The sequence below is a fragment of the Micromonospora sonchi genome, from assembly GCF_014646235.1.
GTDB lineage: Bacteria > Actinomycetota > Actinomycetes > Mycobacteriales > Micromonosporaceae > Micromonospora > Micromonospora sonchi.
Window position 1 is genome coordinate 17,220 of sequence record NZ_BMNB01000023.1, and the last position, 23,677, is coordinate 40,896.

23 protein-coding genes are annotated in these 23,677 nt (G+C 71.1%); 14 read left to right on the forward strand and 9 right to left on the reverse strand.

The window, feature by feature from the left end; all coding sequences use genetic code 11:
* Positions 1–6 precede the first annotated feature (6 nt).
* Together IEY61_RS21815 and IEY61_RS21820 are read right to left on the reverse strand one after the other, a co-directional pair.
* On the reverse strand, positions 7–420 hold the full coding sequence (locus tag IEY61_RS21815) for a hemerythrin domain-containing protein (protein WP_229706313.1): 414 nt from the start codon (positions 418–420) through the stop codon (positions 7–9).
* A gap of 372 nt (positions 421–792) precedes the next feature.
* Positions 793–1,014 (reverse strand): hypothetical protein, encoded by a 222-nt coding sequence (locus IEY61_RS21820; protein WP_189047271.1) that lies wholly within the window; start codon positions 1,012–1,014, stop codon positions 793–795.
* A gap of 34 nt (positions 1,015–1,048) precedes the next feature.
* Here IEY61_RS21820 and IEY61_RS21825 point away from each other — a divergent pair, with 34 nt between their 5' ends.
* The 6 genes from IEY61_RS21825 to IEY61_RS21850 all read left to right on the forward strand — a co-directional run bounded on the left by IEY61_RS21825 (position 1,049) and on the right by IEY61_RS21850 (position 4,996).
* Positions 1,049–1,303: a hypothetical protein gene (locus tag IEY61_RS21825; RefSeq protein ID WP_189047273.1), complete on the forward strand. Its 255-nt coding sequence runs from the start codon at positions 1,049–1,051 to the stop codon at positions 1,301–1,303.
* 174 nt (positions 1,304–1,477) lie between these two features.
* A complete protein-coding gene (locus IEY61_RS21830; RefSeq protein WP_189047275.1) occupies positions 1,478–2,086 on the forward strand; it encodes a SanA/YdcF family protein in 609 nt (202 codons plus the stop codon).
* Between the two features lie 137 nt (positions 2,087–2,223).
* Positions 2,224–2,571, forward strand: coding sequence for a hypothetical protein (locus tag IEY61_RS21835; protein ID WP_189047277.1), 348 nt, complete (start codon positions 2,224–2,226; stop codon positions 2,569–2,571).
* Between the two features lie 21 nt (positions 2,572–2,592).
* A complete protein-coding gene (locus IEY61_RS21840) occupies positions 2,593–3,513 on the forward strand; it encodes an SDR family NAD(P)-dependent oxidoreductase (RefSeq protein ID WP_268240681.1) in 921 nt (306 codons plus the stop codon).
* Between the two features lie 108 nt (positions 3,514–3,621).
* A complete protein-coding gene (locus IEY61_RS21845; protein WP_189047281.1) occupies positions 3,622–4,386 on the forward strand; it encodes an SDR family NAD(P)-dependent oxidoreductase in 765 nt (254 codons plus the stop codon).
* Between the two features lie 325 nt (positions 4,387–4,711).
* A complete protein-coding gene (locus IEY61_RS21850; protein ID WP_189047283.1) occupies positions 4,712–4,996 on the forward strand; it encodes a hypothetical protein in 285 nt (94 codons plus the stop codon).
* 55 nt (positions 4,997–5,051) lie between these two features.
* Here the strand turns inward: IEY61_RS21850 and ychF are convergent, their stop codons facing one another.
* Entirely contained in the window at positions 5,052–6,137 is a 1,086-nt protein-coding gene (gene ychF / locus IEY61_RS21855; protein WP_189047285.1) for a redox-regulated ATPase YchF, read from the reverse strand.
* 134 nt (positions 6,138–6,271) lie between these two features.
* A complete protein-coding gene (locus IEY61_RS21860) occupies positions 6,272–6,823 on the reverse strand; it encodes a hypothetical protein (RefSeq protein ID WP_229706314.1) in 552 nt (183 codons plus the stop codon).
* Between the two features lie 344 nt (positions 6,824–7,167).
* Here IEY61_RS21860 and IEY61_RS21865 point away from each other — a divergent pair, with 344 nt between their 5' ends.
* A complete protein-coding gene (locus IEY61_RS21865; RefSeq protein ID WP_189047408.1) occupies positions 7,168–8,613 on the forward strand; it encodes a DNA-3-methyladenine glycosylase 2 family protein in 1,446 nt (481 codons plus the stop codon).
* A 20-nt stretch (positions 8,614–8,633) separates the two neighbouring features.
* Positions 8,634–9,143, forward strand: a complete 510-nt coding sequence (locus IEY61_RS21870; RefSeq protein ID WP_189047288.1) for a methylated-DNA--[protein]-cysteine S-methyltransferase — start codon at positions 8,634–8,636, stop codon at positions 9,141–9,143.
* A gap of 36 nt (positions 9,144–9,179) precedes the next feature.
* Here IEY61_RS21870 and IEY61_RS21875 read toward each other — a convergent pair whose 3' ends face one another.
* On the reverse strand, positions 9,180–9,500 hold the full coding sequence (locus tag IEY61_RS21875) for a winged helix-turn-helix transcriptional regulator (RefSeq protein WP_229706315.1): 321 nt from the start codon (positions 9,498–9,500) through the stop codon (positions 9,180–9,182).
* A 195-nt stretch (positions 9,501–9,695) separates the two neighbouring features.
* Between IEY61_RS21875 and IEY61_RS21880 the strand changes: the two genes are divergently transcribed.
* The 4 genes from IEY61_RS21880 to valS all read left to right on the forward strand — a co-directional run bounded on the left by IEY61_RS21880 (position 9,696) and on the right by valS (position 17,213).
* Entirely contained in the window at positions 9,696–10,505 is an 810-nt protein-coding gene (locus tag IEY61_RS21880; RefSeq protein ID WP_229706319.1) for an NAD(P)H-binding protein, read from the forward strand.
* 230 nt (positions 10,506–10,735) lie between these two features.
* The gene (locus tag IEY61_RS21885; RefSeq protein ID WP_373293195.1) at positions 10,736–12,607 is read left to right on the forward strand and encodes an ABC transporter ATP-binding protein; all 1,872 of its coding nucleotides are present in this window, start codon (positions 10,736–10,738) and stop codon (positions 12,605–12,607) included.
* Positions 12,604–14,598 carry an ABC transporter ATP-binding protein gene (locus tag IEY61_RS21890; RefSeq protein WP_189047296.1) on the forward strand — a complete coding sequence of 665 codons (1,995 nt, stop codon included), beginning with the start codon at positions 12,604–12,606 and terminating at the stop codon, positions 14,596–14,598. Before IEY61_RS21885 ends, IEY61_RS21890 begins: the two co-directional genes overlap by 4 nt.
* A complete protein-coding gene (gene valS / locus IEY61_RS21895) occupies positions 14,595–17,213 on the forward strand; it encodes a valine--tRNA ligase (RefSeq protein ID WP_189047298.1) in 2,619 nt (872 codons plus the stop codon). The genes IEY61_RS21890 and valS overlap by 4 nt, the downstream gene beginning before the upstream one ends.
* Before the next feature lie 62 nt (positions 17,214–17,275).
* On the opposite strand, the gene IEY61_RS21900 is transcribed toward valS, so the two are convergent.
* Genes IEY61_RS21900 through IEY61_RS21915 form a run of 4 tightly spaced genes read right to left on the reverse strand, consistent with a single transcriptional unit; the run spans position 17,276 to position 20,721 of the window.
* Positions 17,276–17,986: an ABC transporter permease gene (locus IEY61_RS21900; protein ID WP_189047300.1), complete on the reverse strand. Its 711-nt coding sequence runs from the start codon at positions 17,984–17,986 to the stop codon at positions 17,276–17,278.
* On the reverse strand, positions 17,986–18,936 hold the full coding sequence (locus tag IEY61_RS21905; RefSeq protein ID WP_189047302.1) for an ABC transporter ATP-binding protein: 951 nt from the start codon (positions 18,934–18,936) through the stop codon (positions 17,986–17,988). The genes IEY61_RS21900 and IEY61_RS21905 overlap by 1 nt, the downstream gene beginning before the upstream one ends.
* Positions 18,933–19,814 carry an ABC transporter permease gene (locus IEY61_RS21910; RefSeq protein ID WP_189047304.1) on the reverse strand — a complete coding sequence of 294 codons (882 nt, stop codon included), beginning with the start codon at positions 19,812–19,814 and terminating at the stop codon, positions 18,933–18,935. Before IEY61_RS21910 ends, IEY61_RS21905 begins: the two co-directional genes overlap by 4 nt.
* Positions 19,807–20,721: an ABC transporter ATP-binding protein gene (locus IEY61_RS21915; protein ID WP_189047306.1), complete on the reverse strand. Its 915-nt coding sequence runs from the start codon at positions 20,719–20,721 to the stop codon at positions 19,807–19,809. Before IEY61_RS21915 ends, IEY61_RS21910 begins: the two co-directional genes overlap by 8 nt.
* 166 nt (positions 20,722–20,887) lie before the next feature.
* Between IEY61_RS21915 and cysC the strand changes: the two genes are divergently transcribed.
* Together cysC and galT are read left to right on the forward strand one after the other, a co-directional pair.
* Positions 20,888–22,417: an adenylyl-sulfate kinase gene (gene cysC / locus IEY61_RS21920; RefSeq protein ID WP_189047307.1), complete on the forward strand. Its 1,530-nt coding sequence runs from the start codon at positions 20,888–20,890 to the stop codon at positions 22,415–22,417.
* 6 nt (positions 22,418–22,423) lie between these two features.
* Positions 22,424–23,500 carry a galactose-1-phosphate uridylyltransferase gene (gene galT, locus IEY61_RS21925; RefSeq protein WP_189047309.1) on the forward strand — a complete coding sequence of 359 codons (1,077 nt, stop codon included), beginning with the start codon at positions 22,424–22,426 and terminating at the stop codon, positions 23,498–23,500.
* Positions 23,501–23,677: the final 177 nt, after the last annotated feature.

Consider the following 23,677-nt stretch of genomic DNA (forward strand, 5'->3'; position numbering starts at 1 on the left):
GGCAACTTAAAGTGGGCCTACGATTTCTGGGTGGGTGTCCAGGGAGAGGGTTTTCAGGACGGTCAGGAGTTGGCGTTCCTCGTACCTGAAATGGGACTCCATGATTGCTGCCAGCCCCTCCAGGTGCCGGGCCAGTTCCGCGGGCGGGGCGGCCCGGGCGACCGCGGCCTGGAGCCCGGTCAGCAGGTGCGCCATCATCGAGTGGTCCTGCCGCAGGTAGTACAGCGTCTCCCGCAGCTCGGGATACTGCTCGGCGATCGCCGGAAACAGGCCAAGATCCTCGCCCTCATGGTGGGCGGTCAGCGCCGCACAGAACCCGTGACAGAACAGCAGCAGCTCTCTGGTCGCCGGCTCCGCCGGCTCACCATCGGCGAGGGCCTGCTGGGTGACCGTCAGCGCTTCGCGGAGCCTGTCGTGCACGCGGCGCAACTCATTGCTCCAGGCCACCAGCCTGGTCTTCTCGCCCTCACCCGCGGGTGAGGGACGAAGGTACGACGAACATCGTCATCGATTCCCTTCGGTCCGGCGCCTCCATGCCTGACACGGCCTGCCACCGACACGCGACGCTGCGGCCGAAGGTAGCACGAGGCGCTCGGGTTCCACTCTTGCAACCCCTCCCCATGATCATCGAGAACGGCAGGAGGGAGCCAACGCTTAAACATTCAAGTTCAAGATTTCCTCAAGTTGCGCTGGACATCGTCATGTTTCGAAGTGCTTCTGCCAGACTCACTCGAACCAGGAAGCCGATCCAGACCGCCGACAGTGGCAAGTGGACGGCTTCGACGGTGTGCATCAGTTACTGTTCCGGCCCGCGTTGTCGGAACGAAATCCCTGGAAGGGAGAAGCTGTGACACGTTTCCGCTCGGTGGTCTGCGCGGCCTTGTTGGGATTCGCGATGGCGGTGGTCTCCGCGACAATATTCGCACCTTCGGCGTCCGCCGCGTCGCTGTACTGGAAGAACGGGACCAACGTTTCAAAATCGACGGTGTGGTCCGGGGCGACCGCCAGCAACATGCAGTGCTACTTCCCGTCGGGATACAACGCGACCATGTGTATCCGGTTCGACCGGCGGGCCATCTACGTGCGAAACGACAAGGCCAACGGCTATTTCAAGCTGGGGCAGTGGACCGGCGGCGGTAACACGTACATCTGCCAGAACAACCGCACGAAGACCTCCGGCGACGGCAGCTGGGTGACGTGCCAGTGGAACTGGCCGAAGAAGAACTGCTACACCAAGAGGACCGGATACGGGCAGCACGAATGGTACGTGACCAGCCCCGCCAGCGGCGTCAAGTGCTATTAGTTTCATAGCTGAGACACGCCCTGGCGAAAGCCGGAGCGCATCGCCGGCGACACTCTCCTCCTGCGAGCGAGAGCATGTCGTCGGCGATGCACGCGTCCGGGGCCACCTCTGTTGGAATCTCGCTGCACTCCTCACAACCGTTATGTCACACAGACATAATCATGTCGCTGTGACATGACGCTCCTGAGGACAACTGCCACCCGGCCCCAACCCGCCCAACCCCAGCCCCGCTGGCCCTCCGGGCGCCACCCCGAGGTGCCGGTCGCGCTGGTGCTGGGCACCCGGGTCCAGGCCGACGGCACCCCGGCGCCGTTCCTCGCCGCCCGGCTGGAGATCGCCCGAGAGTTGTACGCCACCGGCAAGGTCCAGGCCATCCTGGTCTCCGGCGACAACATGCGCCACGAGTACAACGAACCCGAGGCGATGCAACGCTGGCTGATCGAACGGGGAGTGCCCGCCGACAAGGTGGTGCTCGACTACGCCGGCTTCGACACGTACGACTCGTGTGCCCGCGCCAAGCGGATCTTCGGCGTGGAGCGGGCGACGCTGGTGACCCAGCAGTTCCATCTGGCCCGCGCCGTCACCGTCTGCCGGCACCTCGGCGTGGACGCCATCGGCGTCGGCGACGAGACGGCCCGGGAGTACGGCCGGACCTGGCAGTTCGCCTCCGCCCGCGAGTACGGCGCCAGCATCAAGGCCGCGCTGGACGTGCTGTCCGGTCGCGACCCGGTGCACCTCGGCCGCCGCGAAACCGGCATCGACGACGCGCTCCGCACCGGCTGACCGGCCACCGGTCGGGCAGCAGGTGAACCAGCCCGCACCGCGGCTCGCCTGACTCGCCGCATTCGCCTGATTGATCCCGAAAGTGTCCGTAGGCTCACTGCCAGACGTACTACCACGGGTCTGGAGGGGGTTGCGCCATGGCCGACGACCAGGTCGCCCGCAACCTGAAGGGCATGGACGATCTCGACTTCAAGGGGTGGAACCCGGCGGACTGGAACGGGGTGTTCGCCCACCACCACACCGATGACGTGCTCGTGGATCTGAAGGGGCAACCACCGACCCACGGCATCCAGGAGCACATCGATGCCATGAAGGCGTTCGCCCAGCAGACCGGCGGCACGCCCGTCCAGATCAAATCCCACCCCATCGGTTTCGGATCGGGCGAGTGGACCTGTGTGGTGGGCGAGTTGGAAGACGGCAGCCGGATGGTGACGGTGGCGAAGTGGCGCGATGGCGCCATCGCTGAGGAGTACATCTGGATGTAACCACCGCTTGAGGGAGTTGCCATGTTGAATTTCCAGGATCGCGTCGCAGTCGTCACCGGTGCAGGACAGGGCATGGGGAAAGCTGACGCCCTGATGCTGGCCTCGCGTGGCGCACGGGTGGTGGTCAATGACGTGGTCAGGGAGAACGCTGACGCCGTCGTCAACGAGATCACCGAGGCCGGCGGAACCGCCGTGGCAGACACCCATGATGTCGTCGCCGGAGCGGAGGTCGTCGCCACGGCGATCGACACCTTCGGTCAGCTCGACATCGTCGTCGCCAACGCCGGCATTCTGCGCGTCGGGCTCTTCAGCGAGCAGCCTGCCGACGAGTTCACGAGTGTCTTCGACGTCTCCTTCAAGGGCACCGTCGAGCTCGCCCGAGCAGCCTGGCCCCACCTGATCAAGTCGGGCTCCGGCCGCCTCATCCTCATCTCGTCCAGCGGCGTGCTCGCCAACCCGGGGGCATCCGCCTACGGTGCGGCCAAGGGGGCGATCTGGGCCCTCGGCAACTCCCTGGCCATGGAAGGCGACCGGGTCGGTGTCCAGGTCACCACGCTCATGCCGACCGCATGGACGCCCATGACTGCGAACGCCTACAGCGACGAGAACATCGTCTCCACACTGCGCGACGGCATGGGGCCCGAAAAGGTCGCCGCCTTCATCACCTACCTGGCCCACCAGGACACCACCGTGCACGGCGACTTCTTCCAGGTCGGCGGCAACCACGCCGGCCGGCTCGTGCTCGCCGGCCTTCCCCGCGTCTTCGTGGACGACGGAACCCCCGAGGCGTGGACGCAGAAGGCCGACCAACTCCAGGCAGACTCCGACGACCTCGAGCAGTTCCGGGTGACCGGCGATCAGTTCGCCTCCGAGATGATCGCGTCCAACCCCTCCGTGGCCGCCGCCTTCAAGAACATGAACCCTGCGGACCTGGGCGCCTGACGCAGGCGGCGGCTGACGGGAATAAAAGCGGCGCCGGCCACGCTGTACAAGATAATTGAACATTCAACTACTGGGTGATCGGCCGATTGCCCGGAGGGGAGAGTTCTCATGGCTGCGCCACTGCTGGACTTCACCGACAAGGTCGTCCTGATCACCGGAGGTGCGACCGGCATCGGCCGGGCGACCGCCCGCGCGTTCGCCCGCCAGGGAGCCAAGGTCGTCATCGGTGACGTGGACGAGCGCGCTGCCGAGACCGTCGACCTGATCACCGCCGATGGCGGCACGGCGACGTACGTCCGCACCGACGTCACCAAGAACGACGAGGTCGAGAACCTCGTCCGGACCGCGGTCTCGACGTACGGCGGACTCGACGTCGCCTTCAACAACGCCGGAGTGCTCCCACCCACGGGCCCGCTGCTCGAGCAGACCGAGGCAGACTGGGATCGGACCATCGACGTTGACCTCAAGGGCGTCTTCCTCGCCCTCAAACACGAAATCGCCTACATGGCCGAGCACGGCGGCGGGTCGATCATCAACACGGCCTCGATCGCCGGAGTCATCGCCGACCCTGGAATGTCGCCGTACGTCGCCGCCAAGCACGGCGTCGTCGGCCTGACCAAGGCCGCAGCCCTCGACTACGCCAAGGCCGGGGTCCGCGTGAACGCGCTCGCCCCGGGCCTGGTCGCCACCGGGATGACCAAGGGCTGGCTCGACGACCCGGCGATGCGCGAGATCGTCGTCGCCAACTCCCAGCTCGGCCGGCCCGCCGAGCCCGAGGAGATGACCGGCATGGTGCTCTACCTCGCCTCGCCGCTCGCATCGTTCGCGACCGGCGGCGTCTACGTCGTCGACGGCGGGCAGACCGCCCACTGACCTACTGTCCCGCGCGGCCCGTCCCCACCGGGACGGGCCGCTTCGCCTGGTCCGCGGCAGGACGCGTATAGAGTGCTGTGATCGCAAAGCGCGATGCACGGATCCAGAACGGACGCTCCTCTTGAGACCCCTCACTGATCGACTGCGCCACAAGCTGAACCGGACCTTCACGCGCGGCGGGGTCCTCCTCGCGGCCGCCATGGTCGCCGTGTTCGCCCTGCCGTCCGCGGCCATGGCTGCCGAAGACAACTACTACAAGTCATGCGAGTCTGACATGGTGAGTTGCCAGACCGGCGTGAAGGTCGGGCTTCCGCAAGGCGAATGCATGACGACGAGCCTCGCTTACGCATATACGTCGGTCTGCATCGACTACGACGGCGACTACGTGTACGTCAAGGATGGCAAGGCCGACGGCTACGCCGCGATGGCCCTGGTCTACTCCGCCAACGGCGTCAACACGCGCCTCTGCCGGAACAACCACGGCAACGGCACCTGGGCCAAGTGCAACTTCAACTGGGCCGAGGCAGGCAGGCACGCCGTGTCCGCAGGGTACAAGGAACAGTTCCACATCCTCAGACTCGACTACCTCTGGGAGTGGTACGGCAAGTAACGGCCGGGTAGAACCGAGTCGGCTCAATCCGCCGACCTGGGCAAACGGGCCGGATTCAGACGTTGAAGCGAAACTCCACGACGTCGCCGTCCTGCATGACGTACTCCTTGCCCTCGATGCGGACCTTGCCCGCCGCCTTCGCCGCCGCCATGCTGCCGGCCTCGACCAGGTCGGCGTAGGAGACCACCTCGGCCTTGATGAAACCGCGCTGGAAGTCGGAGTGGATCACCCCGGCGGCCTCCGGCGCGGTCGCGCCGATCGGGACGGTCCAGGCCCGCGCCTCCTTGGGCCCGGCGGTGAGGTACGTCTGGAGTCCGAGCGTGCGGAAGCCCACCCGGACCAGCTGGTTCAGCCCCGGCTCGGACTGCCCGATCGACTCCAGCAGCTCACGGGCCTCCTCCTCGGGCAGGTCCACCAGCTCGGACTCGATCTTGGCGTCCATGAAGATCGCCTCGGCCGGGGCGACCAGCGCCCGCAGCTCGTCGAGGAACTCGGCGTTGTTGAGCTCGGCCTCGTCGACGTTGAAGACGTACAGGAACGGCTTGGTGGTGAGCAGGTGCAGTTCCCGCAGGTGCTCCAGCTCGATCCTGGCGGCCGCGGCACCCGAGTACAGGGTGGTGCCGTTGTCGAGGACCTCGACGGCGGCCTTCGCGGCGGTCACGGCGGCGGCCCGGTCCTTGCGGAGCTTGGCCTCCTTCTCCAGCCGGGGCAGCGCCCTCTCCAGCGTCTGCAGGTCGGCGAGGATCAGCTCGGTGTTGATCGTCTCGATGTCGTCGGCCGGGGAGACCTTGCCGTCGACGTGCACCACGTTCGGGTCGGAGAAGGCGCGTACGACCTGGCAGATCGCCGAGGCGTCGCGGATGTTGGCGAGGAAGGCGTTGCCCCGCCCCTGCCCCTTGGAGGCCCCCCGCACCAGCCCGGCGATGTCGACGAACGACACCGGGGCGGGGAGCATCTTCTGCGAACCGAAGATCTCGGCGAGCTTGTCCAGCCGATCGTCCGGCAGCCCGACCACGCCGACATTGGGCTCGATCGTCGCGAACGGGTAGTTCGCGGCGAGCACGTCGTTCTTGGTCAGCGCGTTGAACAGGGTGCTCTTACCGACGTTGGGCAGGCCGACGATGCCGATGGTGAGACTCACGACGAGCCAGCTTACGCCGCTGCCCGACGGTCACGGGCAGCGGTGGGCGACTTCACCGGCCGCCCCGGCGTCCCTCTCACCGGATCGGTGACGGCTCAGCTACCCGCCTGACGGCGTGTCGAGCAGCTGGGGCGTCACCGATCAGGGTGCGCGCGGGGTTTTCGGGGGGACGGGATGCCGATGCGGAGTGCCTTGGCGGCCAGCTCGGCGGCGGCCAGCTCGCCATCGGCCAGCTCGGCGGGGAACAGCGGCAGCGCGCTGGGGGCCAGCTCGGCGGCGGCGGCCAGCGGCAGCGTGAATCGGGCGTCGGCGGCGGAGCCGGTCGTGTGCGACTCGCGAAGCATCCACCGGACCTCGTCTGCCGTCCAACCCAGCGCCGGCCGGCCGGCGATCTCCCGGAGCAGCCGGAGCCCGGCCCGGGTGTCATCGTCGTAGAACCGCATGCACCAGTGGTGCACCCACATGCCCAGCGCCCGTACGCCGTCCCGGTCCAGGGAGCGCAGCAGCCGACCGCAGGCGGTGTCGCCGAAGGCCCGGCCCGGGTCACCGGCACGGTCCCGCTCGATGGCCCCGACCGCAGCGGGAGCGACGGCCCGCATCCGGTCGTAGAAACCTTGGACCACGGCTGTGTCCAGCGGTGGGTGCCCGTCTGTAGACGCCGCCGCCCGACCCGCCACGCTCACCATCGCCCGTACCCCTTCTTGAGTTGGTGGCCGCACGCTACCGACCACAACCGACACTTTCCCGCGCCGCACGCGTGCACTCCCCACCGCCCTGTCGAGCTGAACCGTTGGCGCCATCACGGCGTCGTCGCACAAGATGCCGCAACTCGCGTCGCTCACCGACTCAGGTCGGGTGGACGCCAAGTGCCGGGGCGGCGCGACGCGGAGCAGGTAGTACATAACGACTTCAACGGTTAATAGGGGGCCCTTCCTCTACACGAGGCGTTAATAAGGTGCCCTTCCTTACACAACGGCCAGGTCCGAAAGCCGCCAGATGCAGGGTTGGGGATGGGCGCATGATCGGGGGTGTGGAGTTGGACTTCGAGCGGTGTTACCGGGCCGTCGACAGCCGTGACCAGCGGTTCGACGGCTGGTTCTACACGGGCGTGACCTCGACCGGGATCTACTGCCGGCCGTCCTGTCCGGCGATGACGCCGAAGCGGCAGAACGTCCGGTTCTTCCCCTCGGCGGCGGCGGCGCAGGGCGCCGGATTGCGGGCCTGCCGGCGGTGCCGGCCGGACGCCTCCCCCGGCTCCCCGCAGTGGGACGTCCGGGCCGACGTGGTGGGGCGGGCGATGCGGCTGATCGCCGACGGGGTGGTCGACCGCAACGGGGTGCCGGGGCTGGCGGCTCGGCTCGGGTACACCGAACGGCACCTGCACCGGATGCTGCGGGCCGAGCTCGGCGCCGGGCCGCTGGCGCTGGCTCGGGCCCAACGCGCACAGACCGCCCGTACGCTGATCGAGACCACCGAACTGGGCCTGGCCGAGATCGCGTTCGCCGCCGGGTTCGGCAGCGTCCGTCAGTTCAACGACACGGTCCGCGAGGTCTACGGGGTGGCCCCGTCGCAGATGCGCACCGGCCGTCGGGCGACGATCGGTGGGGCGGGCACGGTCACCCTGCGCTTGGCGTACCGTCCTCCGCTGCACGCCGACGCGCTGCTGGACTTCCTCGCCCGGCGCACGCTGCCCGGGGTGGACGAGGTGCGCGACGGGACGTACCGCCGGGGGTTGCGACTGCCGAACGGCACCGGCGAGGCGGCCCTGACCCCGGCGGACGGGTACGTTGCGGCCACGCTGCGCCTGACCGACCTGCGCGACCTGGCCCCCGCCGTGGCCCGTTGCCGACGCCTGTTCGACCTCGACGCGGACCCGGTCGCCATCGACCAGACCCTCGCCACCGCCCCGGCCCTGGCCCCGGCGGTGGCCGCCGAACCCGGCGTACGCGTCCCCCGCGCGGTCGACGGCTTCGAGATCGCCGTCCGCGCCATCGCCACCCAGCAGGTCTCCCTCGCCTCCGCCCGCACCACCCTCGCCCACCTCCTCACCCAACTGCCCCCCACCCTCCCCGCTGTTGATCAGGATGAGGGCGCGTTCCTGCGGGGGTTTCCTGGTGCGGAGGAAATGTTGGGGGTGCCGGACTCGGGGTTTCGGATGGGGGCGGCGCGGCGGGAGGCGATCCGGGGGGTGGCTCGGGCGGTGGTCGACGAGGGGCTTGATCTGGCGCCGGGTGGGGACCGGGAGGAGACGGTACGGCGGTTGCTGGCGATCCCGGGCGTCGGGCCGTGGACGGCGGGCTACCTGGCGATGCGCGCGCTCGGCGACCCGGACGCGTTCCTCGCCACCGACCTCGCGGTACGCCGGGGCGCCGCTGCCCTCGACCTGCCCGACCAGCCGAAGGCCCTTGACGCGTACGCCGCCCGCTGGCGCCCCTGGCGCTCGTACGCGGTGATCCGACTCTGGCGAGCAGCGTGAACACGACCTTGGAGGAAAGCGTGCGCAGCACGATCATCGACAGTGCCATTCTCGACACCCCCGCCGGCCCGTTCGCCATCCTCGCCGGCCCGGACGGCGCGGTACGGGCCGCCGGCTTCACCCCCGATCCGGCGAACCTGCTGCCGTTGATCCACCCGAGTCTGCGCGGCGAACTCCGCCAGCGGCCCGATCTCGGTCCGGTCACCGCGGCCGTCGCGGCGTACCTCGACGGTGAGCTGACCGCGATCGACGCGGTACCCGTCGAGCAGCACACCGGCGGGGCGTTCATGTCGCACGCCTGGGACGTGCTGCGCGAGGTGAAGCCGGGCCAGCCGGTCACCTACACCGGGTACGCCGCGCTGGCGGGCCGTCCGGCCGCGGTGCGTGCCGCCGCAGCCGCCTGCGCCCGCAACGCCGCAGCCCTCTTCGTCCCCTGTCACCGGGTGCTGCGCACCGACGGGACGCTGGGCGGCTACCGCTGGGGACTGCCCGTGAAGGAATGGCTGCTCGGTCACGAAGACCGCCACTAGCTGTTGCGGGTCAGGACGTTGACGACGTGCTGCGCGTCACCGGATCTCGTTGTCGGGGTGGTCGCCGTCGTAGGACTGACGGGCTTGGGCGATGGCGGCGCGGTGTTCCAGTGACCAGTCGGCGAGTGCTTTGACGAGGTGGGTGAGGCTTGCGCCGGTTTCGGTGAGGCGGTAGTCGACCTGGGCGGGCACGGTCGGGTACACGGTCCGAAGGACGAGGCCGTCTCGTTCCAGGCGGCGCACCGTGAGGGTCAGCATGCGCTGGGAGATCCCGTCGATGGCGCGCTGGAGTTGGCGGAAGCGCCGCGGCCCATTGGCGAGTTCGACGATCACGAGAACCGACCACTTGTCGCCCACCCGGTCAAGAACGTCTCGGATGCCGCAGTCGGGGTGATGCGGCTGTCCGCATGGTTCGAGTTCGGCGGCTCCAGCGGTTACATCAGTGTGCGTTAGTGACACGAAACTGCCTCCTTGTGACCCGCCGGGCGCGGGTTCAGGATCTCACCGTAGTTACTGGAGAGAACCACGGTAGGAGACCGAACCGCAGTGATCATGGTGACCGGCGCCAACGGACAGCTCGCTTCCCTCACCCTCGCAGAGCTGGACGAGCGAGAGCTACCTGCCCTGGGAGGGAGTCGCACTCCCACCAACGCACAGCGCCACCTCGACTTCGACGACCCCGCAACCCTCGACCTCACCGACGTTTCGACCCTCGTCCTCGTCTCGGCCGGGTATGCCGAGGACGACCAGGTCATCGCGCGTCACCGGACTCTCCTCGACGCTGCAGACCGCGACGGCGTGGCCCACGTGATCTACACCAGCCTGACCGGCGCCGGGGATCACCTCGGGTTCGCACTTGCCCACCGGGCCACCGAGCAGATGATCAAGACCAGCGGGCTCGCGTGGAGCATCCTCCGCAACGGGCTGTACGCCGAGCTCTTCGGTGCCTTACTCGCCTGGGCTCCCGACGGCCTGGAATCAGCATTCGGTACCGGCGCACTCTCCGCGGTAGCGCGGGCCGACCTGGCAGCCGCCGCAGCCGTCGTCGCAAGCGAGCCGACCGCGCATGTCGGCAAGGTTTACGACCTGGTTGGCGATCCGATCACCGCCAGCGACATTGCTGAGCGTCTCGGCGCCACCCACCGCATGATCGGGCTGGGTGAGTACCGCACCCGCCTACTCAGCGACGCCAACCTGCTGCCGTTCCAGCCGCCGATGCTCGCCTCAATCGCCACCAGTGTCCGCCACGGGTTCCTCAACAACACCAGCCCCGACCTCGTGCGCCTGCTGGGTCGACCGCTCACAGATCCGCTCACCGTCGCCGCGGATACCGCGGCCGCCATGCGCCCTGGCACGCACTGACACAGATGGTTCATCGCAATGCGCCCCTGTCCGTCGAAGGCCGCCGGCGCCTGGTCGAGCGGTGCCGTGCGAGAAGGGCATCGCGATCGGCCGCCGCGGGGAAGTGATCAAGCCAAGGCTGCCGAACGCATGAAGACGAGGACCAAGCCTCCGACAACTAGTGCCACGCCGCCACGCGTCAACCATCCGGCTGAGGGCGCACACCCTCATGTTTTCGCTACCGTCGGATGGTGGCTGCGCGGAGCGACGGCGGCCCGGCCGACCGGGGCGAGGTCGGACGACATCCGCTGCGCAACCTCTGGCGGCTGCGGCACTACCTGCGCCCGCACGCCGCGCAGTTCGGCTGGCTGATGTTGGCCGGGCTCGCCGCCACCGGGGCGGGCATCGCCGTGCCGCTCGTGGCGCAGCAGGTGGTCGACGGGCCGGTGGCCCGGCGGGACCTTGCCGGGCTGTACCAGTTGGCCGGGCTCGCGCTGCTGGTCGGCCTGGTCGAAGCCCTGCTGATCTTCATCCGCAGGTGGGTGCAGTCGTCCTCCTCGGTGGCCATGGAGGCGGCCATCCGCGACGACGTCTACGCCCACCTGCAACGGCTGCCGGCGAGCTTCCACGACCGGTGGCCCTCCGGCCAACTGCTCTCCCGGATCACCAGCGACCTGTCGGTGCTGCGCCGGTTCCTCTCCTTCGGCCTGCTCTTCCTCGTCCTGAACCTGGCCACCTACCTGGTCGTGGTGGTGCTGCTGATCCGGCTGCATCCGGTGCTGGGCCTGCTGGTGGCGGCCAGCGCGGCGCCGCTGTTCCTGATCGCCCGCCGCTTCGGTCGGCACTACCACACCGCGTCGCGGCGGATGCAGGACCAGCAGGGCGACGTGGCCACCCTGGTCGAGGAGACCGCGCAGGGGTTGCGCACCATGAAGGCGTACGGGCGGGGCCCGCAGTTGACCGACCGGTTCGTCGCCGGCACCCGGGCGCTGCACGACATCGGGGTCGACAAGGGTCGCCTGCTCGCCCGTACCTCCGCCCGGCTCGACCTGGTGCCCAACCTGACCCTGGGCATCGTGCTCGTGGCGGGCACCGCGGCGGTCGCCGACGGCCGGCTCACCGTCGGCCAACTGGTCGCCTTCGTCAGCCTCCAACTGATGCTGATCTGGCCGGTGCAGTCGCTGGGCTGGATCATCGCCAACGGTCAGGAGGCGGCCACCGCCGCCGACCGCATCCAGGAGGTGCTGGACAGCTCGCCGGCCATCGTGGACGCTTCGCACGCCGTCGCCCTGCCGCGCTGCGCGGTACGCGGCCGGCTCCGCTTCGAGGGCGTCACCTTCCGCTACCCGGGCACCGCCGAGCCGGTGCTGCGCGGCATCGACCTGACCGTCGAACCGGGCGAGACCATCGCCGTGGTCGGCGCCACCGGCAGCGGCAAGAGCACCCTGCTGTCCCTGGTGCCCCGGCTGCACGACGTCGGGGCAGGCCGGCTCACCCTCGACGGGCACGACCTGCGCGACCTGCGGTTGGCCTCGCTGCGCCGGCTGGTCGCGATGGCCTTCGAGGAACCGACCCTGTTCTCCATGTCGGTGTGGGAGAACCTCACCCTGGGTCGCCCCGACGCCGGCGAGGACGAGGTGCGGGCGGCGCTCGAGCTGGCCCGGGCCGAGTTCGCGTACGACCTGCCGTGGGGCCTGCGGACCCGGCTGGGCGAGCAGGGCCTGTCGCTCTCCGGAGGGCAGCGGCAGCGGCTCGCGCTGGCTCGGGCGGTGCTCGTCCGGCCCGCGGTGCTCGTGCTCGACGATCCGCTCTCCGCGCTCGACGTGCACACCGAGGCGGCGGTGGAGTCGGCGTTGAAGGGGGTGCTGCGGGACATGACCGCCCTGCTGGTGGCGCACCGGCCCTCCACCATCGGCCTCGCCGACCGGGTGGCGCTGCTGGAGGGCGGCCGGATCACCGCCGTCGGGCCACACGCCGAACTGCTGGCCACCGTGCCGGGCTACCGCACGCTGCTCACCGCCGAGCCGCCGTCCGCGCCACCTCCCCGGACGCCGGCCGGCCCGCCGTCCTCTGAGCGGCCGGTCGAGCCGGCGTCCGACGGTTGCCCGCTGGTGCGCTCGTGACCGCCGCAGCCGCGCCGCCGCCGGCCCGTCGGCCGCCCGACCAGCCGGGGGCGGAGCCTTGCTGGCGGGGTGTCGCGTCCGATCCGCACGCCGACCGCAGCCTGGCCGAGGACACCTCCCCGGAGGCGGTGGCCCGGCTGCGGGCCCACAGCCGGGCGCTGCTGGCCGACGTGCTGCGCCCGCACCGTCGGCGGCTGGGCGCGGCGGTCGCGCTGCTGCTGGCCCAGAACGCCGCCGCCATGTCCGGGCCGTACCTGGTGATGCTCGGCATCGACCGGGCGATCGGACCGCTGCGGGCCGGTCGTCCCGGCCCGCTGGTCGCCGTCGCCGTCTCGTTCGCCGCCGCGACCGGAATCGAGTACGCGGCCCGCCGTGGCTTCCTCACCCTCTCCGCCCGGATCGGCCAGGCCGTCCTGCTCGACCTCCGCCAGCGGGTGTACGCGCACTTCCTGCGCCTACCGGTGGCCTTTCACGAGCGCTACACCTCGGGTCGGATGATCTCCCGTCTGACCAGCGACATCGAATCGATCGCCGAACTCGCCGACGGGGGCGTCGAGGGCCTGGTGATGGCCGTACTGACGATCGTCTCGGTGGCCGGCATCCTGCTCTGGCTGGACCTGCCGCTGGCCGCGGTCACCCTGCTCGCCTTCCCGCTGCTGTTCTGGCTCTCCCGCTGGTTCGCCCGGGCGTCGACCGCCGCCTACCGGCGTACCCGGGAGGCGATGGCCCTGGTCATCGTGCACTTCGTCGAGTCGATGCGGGGCATCCGGGCCGTGCAGACGTACCGCCGGCAGGCGCGCAACCAGGAGATCTTCGCCTCGGTCAACGACGACTACCGCCGGTCCAGCCGGCACGCGTTCCGCCTGATCGCGACGTACTCGCCGGGGATCAAGCTGATCGGCAACGTCACGGTGGCGGTGGTGCTCTGCTACGGCGGCGCCCGGGTGATGGACGGGCACATCGAGGTCGGCGTGCTCGCGGCCTTCCTGCTCTACCTGCGTCGGTTCTTCGACCCGATGCAGGAACTGAGCCAGTTCTACAACTCCCTGCAATCGGCCACCGCGGCGTTGGAGAAGCTCGCCGGGGTGCTCGACGAACGCCCCGAGGTCGCCGAACCGGCGCATCCCGTCCCGCTGCCCCGCCGCCCGGCCGGCCGCCCCGGCGAAGCGACCGGCGGCGCGGGTGACGGCCCGGCCGGCGGCGCGGGTGGCGGCGCGACCGGCGGCGCGGTCACGTTCCGGGCGGTCTCGTTCGGGTACCGGCCGGACGCACCGATCCTGACCGGGCTGGACCTCACCATCCCGGCCGGGCAGACCGTGGCGCTGATCGGGCCGACCGGCGCCGGCAAGTCCACCGTCGCCAAGCTGCTCGCCCGGTTCTACGACCCGCTCGCCGGCACGGTCACGCTCGACGGGGTGGACCTGCGCCAGGTGGCCGACGCCGAGCTGCGCCGCGCGGTGGTGCTGGTCACCCAGGAGACGCACCTGTTCGGCGGCACCGTGGCGGAGAACATCCGGTTCGGTCGCCCGGACGCCGACGACGCCGCCGTGACGGCCGCCGCGCGGGCGATCGGCGCGCACGACTTCATCGCGGCGCTCCCCGACGGGTACGCCACCGAGGTGCGCCGGCGCGGCGGCCGACTCTCCGCCGGTCAGCGCCAACTGGTCGCCTTCGCCCGTGCGTTCCTGGCCGACCCGGCGGTGCTGATCCTGGACGAGGCCACCTCGTCGTTGGACGTGCCGACCGAACGCCTGGTGCAGCACGCGCTCGGCACCATCCTGCGGGACCGGACGGCGGTGGTGATCGCACACCGGCTCTCCACAGTGGAGATCGCCGACCGGGTCCTCGTCCTCGACGGCGGGCGGATCGTCGAGGACGGCCCGCCCGCCGAGCTCATCGCCGACGGTGGCCGGTACGCCGCCCTGCACCACCAGTGGCGGCTGGGTATTCACGTGCCCGGCCCCGGGCCGGTGCCTACCATCGACGGATGACTGATTCGGTGAGGACGGCCCGCGCCGGTGTCCCCGAGCGCCCGACTCTGGACGGGCTCGAGGAGACCTGGTCGCGCCGCTGGCAGGAGGAGGGCACGTACACGTTCGACCGCTCGAAGGCGGCTGTCCGGGATCGCGGCGAGGTGTCAGACTCGCCGAGCCCGGATGGCCGTAGGTCGGACGTGTACGCGATCGACACGCCGCCGCCGACCGTATCGGGCGAGCTGCACATGGGACACGTCTTCTCGTACACCCACACCGACCTGGTCGCCCGGTTCCAGCGGATGCGTGGCCGGACGGTCTTCTACCCGATGGGCTGGGACGACAACGGCCTGCCCACCGAGCGACGGGCGCAGAACGTCTACGGCGTGCGCTGCGACCCGTCGCTGCCGTACGACCCGGACTGGCAGGCCCCGCAGGCACCGGTGAACGACGCCGCCCGGCGCGACCCGACCCCGATCTCCCGGCGAAACTTCATCGAGCTGTGCGAGCGGCTGACCCTCGCCGACGAGCAGGTCTTCGAGGCGTTGTGGCGCCGCCTCGGGCTGTCGGTGGACTGGTCGCTGACGTACACCACCATCGGTCCGGTGGCCCGAACCGCGTCGCAGCGGGCGTTCCTGCGCAACCTGGCGCGCGGCGAGGCGTACCAGGCGGAGGCACCGACGCTGTGGGACGTCGGCTTCGCCACCGCCGTGGCCCAGGCCGAGCTGGAGGACCGGGAGCGGTCCGGCGCCTACCACCGGCTGCGGTTCCACGCTGCCGATGGGCGCGAGGTGCTGATCGACACCACCCGCCCGGAGCTGTTGCCGGCCTGCGTCGCGCTGGTCTGTCACCCCGACGACGGGCGGTATGCGGACCTGGTCGGCGCGTCCGTGCGTACCCCTCTCTTCGGGGTCGAGGTGCCGGTGCGCGCGCACGCGCTGGCGGACCCGGCCAAGGGCACGGGCATCGCGATGGTCTGCACCTTCGGCGACCTGACCGACGTGACCTGGTGGCGGGAGCTGGCGCTGGAGACCCGGGTGGTGATCGGCCGGGACGGCCGGCTGCTGGCGGAGCCGCCGCCCGGGGTGCCGGCGCAGCCGTACGCGGCGCTGGCCGGGCAGACGGTCAACGGGGCCCGGCGGGCCATCGTGGAACTGCTGGCCGACGCGGGCGACCTGGTCGGCGAGGCGAGACCGATCACCCATCCGGTGAAGTTCTACGAGCGGGGCGACCGGCCACTGGAGATCGTCTCGACCCGGCAGTGGTACCTGCGCAACGGTGGTCGGGACGCCGACCTGCGCGAGGCGCTGCTGGCCCGGGGACGGGAGCTGCGCTGGGTGCCGGAGCACATGCTGCACCGCTACGAGCACTGGGTCGGTGGGCTGACCGGCGACTGGCTGGTCAGCCGGCAGCGTTTCTTCGGGGTGCCGGTGCCGGTGTGGTACCGGCTCGACGGCGCTGGCGAGCCGGACCGGTCCCAGCCCCTCACGCCGGACGAGTCCACGCTGCCGATCGACCCGTCCGAGGACGCCCCACCCGGGTACGACGAGTCCCAGCGCGGCGCGCCGGGCGGGTTCGTCGGCGACCCGGACGTGCTGGACACCTGGGCCACCTCGTCGCTGACTCCGCAGATCGCCGGCGGTTGGGAACGCGACCCGGACCTGTTCCGCCGGGTTTTTCCGATGGACCTGCGCCCGCAGGGCCAGGAGATCATCCGGACCTGGCTGTTCGCCACGGTGGTGCGGGCGCACCTGGAACACGGCACGCTGCCCTGGCGGACGGCCGAGCTGTCCGGCTGGATCCTCGACCCGGACCGGAAGAAGATGTCCAAGTCCAAGGGGAACGTGGTCACCCCGATGGCGTTGCTGGAGCAGCACGGCTCCGACGCGGTGCGCTACTGGGCGGCCAACGGCCGACCCGGCACCGACCTGGCCTTCGACCCGGCGCAGATCAAGGTCGGTCGGCGGCTCGCCACCAAGCTGCTCAACGCGTCGAGGTTCGCCCTCGGGCTGGGTGCCGCCGACGCGCTGCGCGCCCCGGCGACCGAGCCGTTGGACCGGGCCATGCTCGCCGAGTTGGCGTCGGTGGTGGCGGAGGCGACCGCCGCGTTCGAGGCGTACGACCACACGGCCGCGTTGCAGACCACCGAGTCGTTCTTCTGGCGGTTCTGCGACGACTACATCGAGCTGGTGAAGGAGCGCGCCTACGGCACCGGGGCCGGGGCCGACTCGGCCCGGGCGGCGCTGGCCACCGCACTCTCGGTGCAGCTGCGGCTGTTCGCCCCGGTGCTGCCGTACGCGACCGAGGAGGTCTGGTCCTGGTGGCGGTACGGCTCGGTGCACCGGGCACCGTGGCCCACCACGTACGAGGTGGGCCGGGCGATCCAGGGCAGCGAGGGTGACCCAGAGCTGCTGCGGCTGGCCGCCGACGCGCTGGGGCAGGTCCGCCGGGCCAAGTCCGAACGCAAGCTGTCGATGAAGGCGGAGGTGCCGCTGGCCGAAGCGCTCGGCCCCGCGGCCCTGCTCGACCAGCTCACCCTGGTCGTCGACGACCTGCGCGCGGCCGGCCACATCACCAAACTCGACCTGCTTCCCGATCGCACCCCCGAACTCGTCATCGCCTGCGCGTTCTGATCCGGTGCAAGGAAGGGCCCCCTATTAACGCCTGGTGTATAGAAGGGGCCCCTCCTTACACCTCAGCTGGTTTCGCCGGCGACGGAGAAGGCACGCAGACGGTCGATCGCGAGCAGGGTGAAGCCGACGCTGACCAGCGCGGTCATCACCGCCGCCAGCGGCATGGAGATCGTGGTGTGCAGCAGCTCGGTCGGGGCGAGCCGGTCGGCGAGGGCGATCACGTAGTGCTGGATGGAGAACACCCGGCTGCCGGCGAGCACGTTACTGAGCAGCCCTTCCCAGATCAGCACGTAGACCAGGCCGAGCAGCACCGGTCGCCGGGTGAGCAGGCTGGCCGCCACGAACAGCGCCGAGTACGCCAGCGCCCCGGCCGACGCGGCGACGGCCAGGGCCAGGCCGAGGCGTACCGAGTCGGCCAGCAGGCCCGCGACGAACAGCGGCGCCGCCACGGTGGCCGCGGTGACCCCGGCCGCCACCGCCAGCTTGGGCAGTACGATCTGCCAGCGTGGCAGCGGTGTGGTGAGCACGTGCACCACCGTGCCGTCGTCGATCTCGGCGCCGAGCACGCCGGTGCCGACGATCAGCGCGACCACCGGCAGCACCACGGCCAGCCCGAGGCCGACCACCACCGGTTGCCCCCAGTCCGACGGCTCCACTCCCATCCCTTGGGACAACCCGGCCAGCACCACCAGCAACACCGGCAGGGGCAGCAGCAACAGGAACCGGCGGCGGCCGAAGAGCCCGCGCGCGGTGATCCAGGCGACAGTGGACATCAGGCCTCCACCAGGTAGGAGAAGACGCTCTCCAGGGACTCGTCCTCGGGGATCAGCTGGCGTACCCGTACGCCTCGGGCCAGGGCGACCTTCGGCAGCACCCGGGTGAAGGCGCCGTAGTCGCCGGCGCGTACGGTCAGGCCGTCGCGGCCCAGCTCGACGCCGGTGACCGAGGGCTCGGCCATCAGGGCCACCGCCAACGCCCGGTCGTCGGTGGAGCGGATGGCGAAGACGTGCGGCCGGTTGGTCATCAGCCGACGGATGGTCCGGAAGTCGCCGGAGGCGGCCAGCCGGCCGGCGACCATCACCTGCACGGTGCCGGAGACCTGCTCGACCTCCTCCAGGATGTGCGAGCTGAACAGGATGGTGCGGCCGGCGTCGCCGAGCGAGTGCAGCAGCTCCATCATGTGCAGCCGCTGGCGCGGGTCCATGCCGTTGAACGGCTCGTCCAGCAGCAGCACCTGCGGGTCGTGCACCAGCGCCGCCGCCACCCGGGCCCGCTGCCGCATGCCCTTGGAGTACGTGCCGATCCGGCGATCCTGCGCGCCCTCCAGCTCGACCAGCGCCACCGCCCGCCGGGCCGCGGCCTGCGGGTCCGGCAGCTTGTGCAGCTTCGCGGTGGCCAGCACGAACTCGTAGGCGGTGAGGAAGCCGTACACCGCCTCCCGCTCGCTGACCAGCCCGAGTCGCCGGTAGACGGCCGGGTTGCGCCAGGTGGACCGGCCGTCGAGGGTGACCGCGCCCCGGGAGGGGGCGAGGAACCCGGCCATCATGTGCAGCAGGGTGGTCTTGCCCGCGCCGTTCGGGCCGAGCAGCCCGGTGACGCCGGGGCCGAGGCTCATGCTCACGTCGTTGACCGCGACCACGTTGCCGTACCAGCGGGACACCCCGGCGAGGTCGAGGGTGCTGGTGGCCGTGGCCGGCGCGGCGGCCGGGGCTGTCGTGGTCATCGTGCGGCCACCTTCCGGTAGCGGGCCAGCAGGAGGGCGACGCAGGCCGCCACGAGCGCGACGGCGACCAGCGCGTAAACCGGGCCGAAGGGGCCGAGGTCGGGGCCGCCGCCGTCCGGGTCGGTGATCAGCAGGTCGCGCATCGCCCAGAGGCCGACCCCCTGCACCAGGGTGGGCGGCGAGACGACGCCGGCCAACTGGTTGGCGGTCTGCGAGGGCAGGATCGACAGGACGCCGACGATCGGCGTGGTCATCAGGAAGACGGCGACGATCCCGCCGGCGGCGAAGGCCCGCTTGCCGGTCAGCGAGGCGACCAGCAGGCCGACCGAGGCGAAGACCACCGCCCACAGCCCGGCGTAGAGCAGCCCGGGCAGCAGGTCCAGCAGCTCGTCCCAGACCCCCCGCATCCCGTCGGCGGTGAACGCACCGCCGAGGAACATCAGCAGCTGCGGCCCACCGAGCAGCAGCCAGAGCCCGGTGACCAGCGCGAGCAGCTTGGCCAGCGGGTAGTCGGTGCGGGGCAGCGGCCGGGAGAAGTACAGCGGGAGCACCCCGCTGCGCAGGTCGCGGGAGACCAGCTCGGGCGCGGCCACCGCGACGAAGAAGATGACCAGCCAGCTCATCGCGTCGGCGAACTGGGCGTACGTCATGACCACTTCGCCGACCTGGGCGCGGATCGCGGTCACCGCGGCGGCCACCATCCCGACGATGCCGATCACCAGCCAGGGGAAGATCTTGGCTTTGGCGCTGCGCCCCAGCCCGAAGACGGTCCGCACCCCGTGCAGGTAGAGCGCGCCGACGACCTGACGACGGCCGAGTCGGGGGCCGGTGTAGCGCTGGTAGCCGATGTCGTGGATCACGCCCGTGGGCTCAGGCATGGCTGCTCTCCCTCCGGGCGAAGAGTTCGGCGACCCGGTGCCGGCGCTGGTCCAGCCGGTGCAGCGGCAGGTCCAGCTCGGCCACCGCGCCGAGGATCAGGTCGTACGTGCCCTGGTCGGCCAGCGGCACGAGCAGCAGGCGTCCCTCCCGGCTCACCGGCAGGTCGAGCGCGGCCAACCGGGCGGCCAGCGCCTCGGTGCCCTCGCTGACCTCGACGGCGAGCACGTCGGTGGCCGAGGTCATCGCGGCGATGTTGTCGGCGCGCAGCAGCCGCCCGCCGTCGATGGCGACCAGGGTGTCGCAGATCCGCTCGACCTCGCCGAGCAGGTGCGAGCAGACCAGGACGGACATCCCGAACTCGGTGCCGATCCGGTGCACCAGGGCGAGCATGGCGTCCCGGCCGGCCGGGTCGAGGCCGTTGGTGGGTTCGTCGAGCAGCAGCAGGTCGGGGTCGTGCACCAGCGCCTGGGCGAGCTTGACCCGCTGCTTCATGCCGGTGGAGTAGCCGCCCACCGGGCGGTGCCGCTCCTCGTGCAGCCCCACGTGGCGCAGCGCCTCAGAGGCCCGCTCCCGGGCGACCGTGCGCGGCAGACCACTCATTCGGCCGAGATGGGTGATCAGCTCGGCGGCGGACAGGTCGGGCGGCAGGCAGTCGTGCTCGGGCAGGTAACCGATCCGGGCGCGCACCGCCGGGGCGTCGACGGTCGGGTCGAGCCCCAGCACCTGGATCCGGCCGGCGGTCGGGGTCAGCAGGCCGAGCAGCAGCTTGATCAGCGTGGACTTGCCGGCGCCGTTGGCGCCGACCAGGCCGACGATCCCTGGCTCGACCGCGACGGTCAGATCTGACAGCGCGGTGACGCCGCCGCCGTAGACCTTCGTCAACGACTCGGTTGCGATCAGTGTCACGTCGACAGCCTAGAGAGAAGTAGCAACGCAGCGGCGCGGCTGGCCGCCCTAGGTTTCCCTGATTTGCTCCGCCGGCCACCCCTAGAGGGCCCGGGAGCGGTGGTCCTCTCGACCGATCGGCGGGCGGCTGCGAAACTGTGTGCCGGTCGCCGGAGTTGGGGGTTCGATGAGCAACGGGTGGGTGCTGCCCGACGGGGTGCTTCGGGACGCGCCGACGTACACGCCGCGTCCCGGCGAGCTCGCGGATCTGGAGCTGTTGCTGACCGGTGCGTACGCGCCGCTGACCGGCTTCATGACCCGGGCCGACCTGGTGTCGGTGAGCCGGCGTGGCCGGTTGGTCGACGGCGCGCCGTGGCAGGTGGCGGTGACGCTCCAGGTGCCCCCGGCGCTGGTTCAGCAGCTCGACCTCGACGACCCGGACCGCCGCACGATCGTGCTCACCGACGGCGAGGGCGCGCCGGCCGCGGCGCTGGAGGTGACCGACGCGTGGCAGGTGCGCGAGGGGGTGGCGGGGGTCGGCGGCGAGCTCCGTCGGCTCGGTGACGGTGGGCACGGGCCGTTCCAGCGGTTGCGACGTACGCCCGAGGAACTGCGCGCACTGCTGCCACCTGGCCGGGTGCTCGGGGTGATCGCCGACCGGCCGCTGCACCGGCCGCAGCTGGCTCAGATCGCGCACGCCGTGCGTACCCTCAGCGCGCATCTGCTGGTCATCATCCCGGTGGGTGAGGACGGCGCCGGCGGGCTGCCGCCGGAGGCGCTGGTGCGCAGCGTTTTCGCCGCCCGCGACCGGATGCCGTCGGCGACGCTGGTCGCCGTGCCGCTGGCCCGCCGGTCGGACGAGATCAGCGACGCGCTGCTGCGGGCCCGGGTCTGCGCCGCGTACGGCGTCACCCACCTGCTCTCCACCGGCGAGATGCTCTCCGGGGCCGGGCTGCGGGTGCTGCTTCCGCGCGAGCTGGCCTACGACAACCGGGACGGTCAGTGGCGCTGGCGCGAGGACATCCCGCCGCGCAACCGGCGGCTCGCCCTGGCTCAGCAGGAGATCGACGATCTGCTCGACCGGGGCTTCCCGCTGCCCGAGTGGCACACGCCGCCGGCGGTGGCGAAGGAGCTGAGCCGGGCCCGGCCGCCCCGGCGGCACCGGGGCCTGGTGGTGTTCCTCACCGGGCTCTCCGGCTCGGGCAAGTCGACCGTCGCCGGTGGCCTCGCCAACGCCCTGCGGGAGCAGGGCGAGCGGACGGTCACCCTGCTCGACGGCGACGTGGTGCGCCGCGAGCTGACCGTTGGGCTGGGGTTCAGCAAGGCGGACCGGGACACCAACGTGCGGCGGATCGGCTGGGTGGCCGCCGAGATCGCCCGGCACCGGGGGATCGCCATCTGCTGCCCGATCGCGCCGTACGCGCAGGCCCGGGCGGCGGCCCGGGCGATGGCCGTCGCGGCGGGCGCGGGTTTCCTGCTGGTGCACGTCGCCACCCCGCTGGAGGTCTGCGAGCGACGCGACCGCAAGGGCCTGTACGCGCGAGCGCGCGCCGGTCTGCTCACCGGGATGACCGGCATCGACGACCCGTACGAGGAACCCACCGACGCCGAGTTGGTGCTCGACACCACCGACCTCGGCGTGGACGAGGCGGTCCAGGCGGTGCTGCACCACCTCAACGAGACCGGCTGGGTCGAGCCGCGAATGCCGTCGGTCTGAGCAGCGATGAAGCGTACCGAGATCACGTTGGCCGACGGCCGTGAGCTGATCTACTTCGACGAGCGGGACGACGCCGTCCGGGACCAGCCGGACCGCCGGGAGCTGCCTCCTCCCCCGCCCGCCTCCCAGCTGCGCTACGACCCGCTCACCGACGAGTGGGTGGCGCTCGCCGTGCATCGGCAGACGCGGACCTTCCTCCCGCCGGCCGACCAGTGCCCGCTCTGCCCCTCCACGGCGCAGCGGCTGAGCGAGATCCCGGCCCCGGAGTACGCCGTGGCGGTCTTCGAGAACCGCTTTCCGGCCCTGAGCGGGCGGGTGGTCGAGGAGCCGGCCGAGATCACCCCGTTCACCCCGGTCCGGCCGGGCCGGGGGCGCTGCGAGGTGGTCTGCTTCACCGACGACCACCACTCCTGTTTCGCCGACCTGCCGCCGAGCCGGGTACGCACCGTGCTCGACGCGCTCGCCGACCGGACGGCGGTGCTCGGTGAGCTGGACGGGGTCGAGCAGGTCTTCTGCTTCGAGAACCGGGGCGTGGAGATCGGGGTGACCCTGCACCACCCGCACGGGCAGATCTACGCGTACCCGTTCCTTCCGCCGCGTACCCGGTCACTGCTGGCCGCGGCCCGCCGGCACGCCGAGCGCACCGGCGGGCGCAACCTCTACGCCGACGTGCTGGCCGCCGAACGGGAGGCCGGCGAGCGGGTGGTGGCGGCGAACGAACACTGGACGGCGTACGTGCCGGCGGCGGCCCGCTGGCCGTTCGAGGTGCACCTCGCGCCGCACCGGCCGGTGCCCGACATCCCGGCGCTGACCGACGCCGAACGGGACGCCTTCGGCCCGCTCTACCTGGACCTGCTGCGCCGCTTCGACGGGCTGTTCGGCACGCCCATGCCGTACATCTCCGCCTGGCATCAGGCGCCGGTACGCGTCGACCGCGAACTGGGCCATCTGCACCTGCAACTGTTCAGCGTCCGGCGGGCGGCGGACAAGCTGAAGTATCTGGCCGGGTCGGAGTCCGCGATGGGTGTCTTCATCAACGACGTCGCCCCGGAACGCGCCGCCACCCTGCTGCGCGCCGCCTGACCACCCGCCGCTGGGCGTGGAACGCAGGGCGCGGGGGGCCCGGGACAGGGCCCCCCGCAGGGAAGGGACGGCTGGCTGTGCACGACAGCCGGGAAGGCTGGCTGCTCGGCGTTCATGCCGGGCCGCGGTCACGGTCAACCTTCCGGGACGGGACTGGCATCTCGTCCCGCCAGTACA

What these genes read in the sequence shown, in the direction of transcription:
- galT (WP_189047309.1), top strand. Translation starts at nt 22,424, where the DNA reads ATGAAGCGTACCGAGATCACGTTGGCCGACGGCCGTGAGCTGATCTAC.
- IEY61_RS21845 (WP_189047281.1), top strand. Translation starts at nt 3,622, where the DNA reads ATGGCTGCGCCACTGCTGGACTTCACCGACAAGGTCGTCCTGATCACC.
- IEY61_RS21900 (WP_189047300.1), bottom strand. Translation starts at nt 17,986, where the DNA reads ATGTCCACTGTCGCCTGGATCACCGCGCGCGGGCTCTTCGGCCGCCGC.
- IEY61_RS21820 (WP_189047271.1), bottom strand. Translation starts at nt 1,014, where the DNA reads ATGTTGCTGGCGGTCGCCCCGGACCACACCGTCGATTTTGAAACGTTG.
- valS (WP_189047298.1), top strand. Translation starts at nt 14,595, where the DNA reads ATGACTGATTCGGTGAGGACGGCCCGCGCCGGTGTCCCCGAGCGCCCG.
- IEY61_RS21850 (WP_189047283.1), top strand. Translation starts at nt 4,712, where the DNA reads ATGACGACGAGCCTCGCTTACGCATATACGTCGGTCTGCATCGACTAC.
- IEY61_RS21860 (WP_229706314.1), bottom strand. Translation starts at nt 6,823, where the DNA reads ATGGTGAGCGTGGCGGGTCGGGCGGCGGCGTCTACAGACGGGCACCCA.
- IEY61_RS21840 (WP_268240681.1), top strand. Translation starts at nt 2,593, where the DNA reads ATGTTGAATTTCCAGGATCGCGTCGCAGTCGTCACCGGTGCAGGACAG.
- IEY61_RS21905 (WP_189047302.1), bottom strand. Translation starts at nt 18,936, where the DNA reads ATGACCACGACAGCCCCGGCCGCCGCGCCGGCCACGGCCACCAGCACC.
- IEY61_RS21910 (WP_189047304.1), bottom strand. Translation starts at nt 19,814, where the DNA reads ATGCCTGAGCCCACGGGCGTGATCCACGACATCGGCTACCAGCGCTAC.
- cysC (WP_189047307.1), top strand. Translation starts at nt 20,888, where the DNA reads ATGAGCAACGGGTGGGTGCTGCCCGACGGGGTGCTTCGGGACGCGCCG.
- IEY61_RS21830 (WP_189047275.1), top strand. Translation starts at nt 1,478, where the DNA reads ATGACGCTCCTGAGGACAACTGCCACCCGGCCCCAACCCGCCCAACCC.
- IEY61_RS21825 (WP_189047273.1), top strand. Translation starts at nt 1,049, where the DNA reads ATGTGTATCCGGTTCGACCGGCGGGCCATCTACGTGCGAAACGACAAG.
- IEY61_RS21835 (WP_189047277.1), top strand. Translation starts at nt 2,224, where the DNA reads ATGGCCGACGACCAGGTCGCCCGCAACCTGAAGGGCATGGACGATCTC.
- IEY61_RS21880 (WP_229706319.1), top strand. Translation starts at nt 9,696, where the DNA reads ATGGTGACCGGCGCCAACGGACAGCTCGCTTCCCTCACCCTCGCAGAG.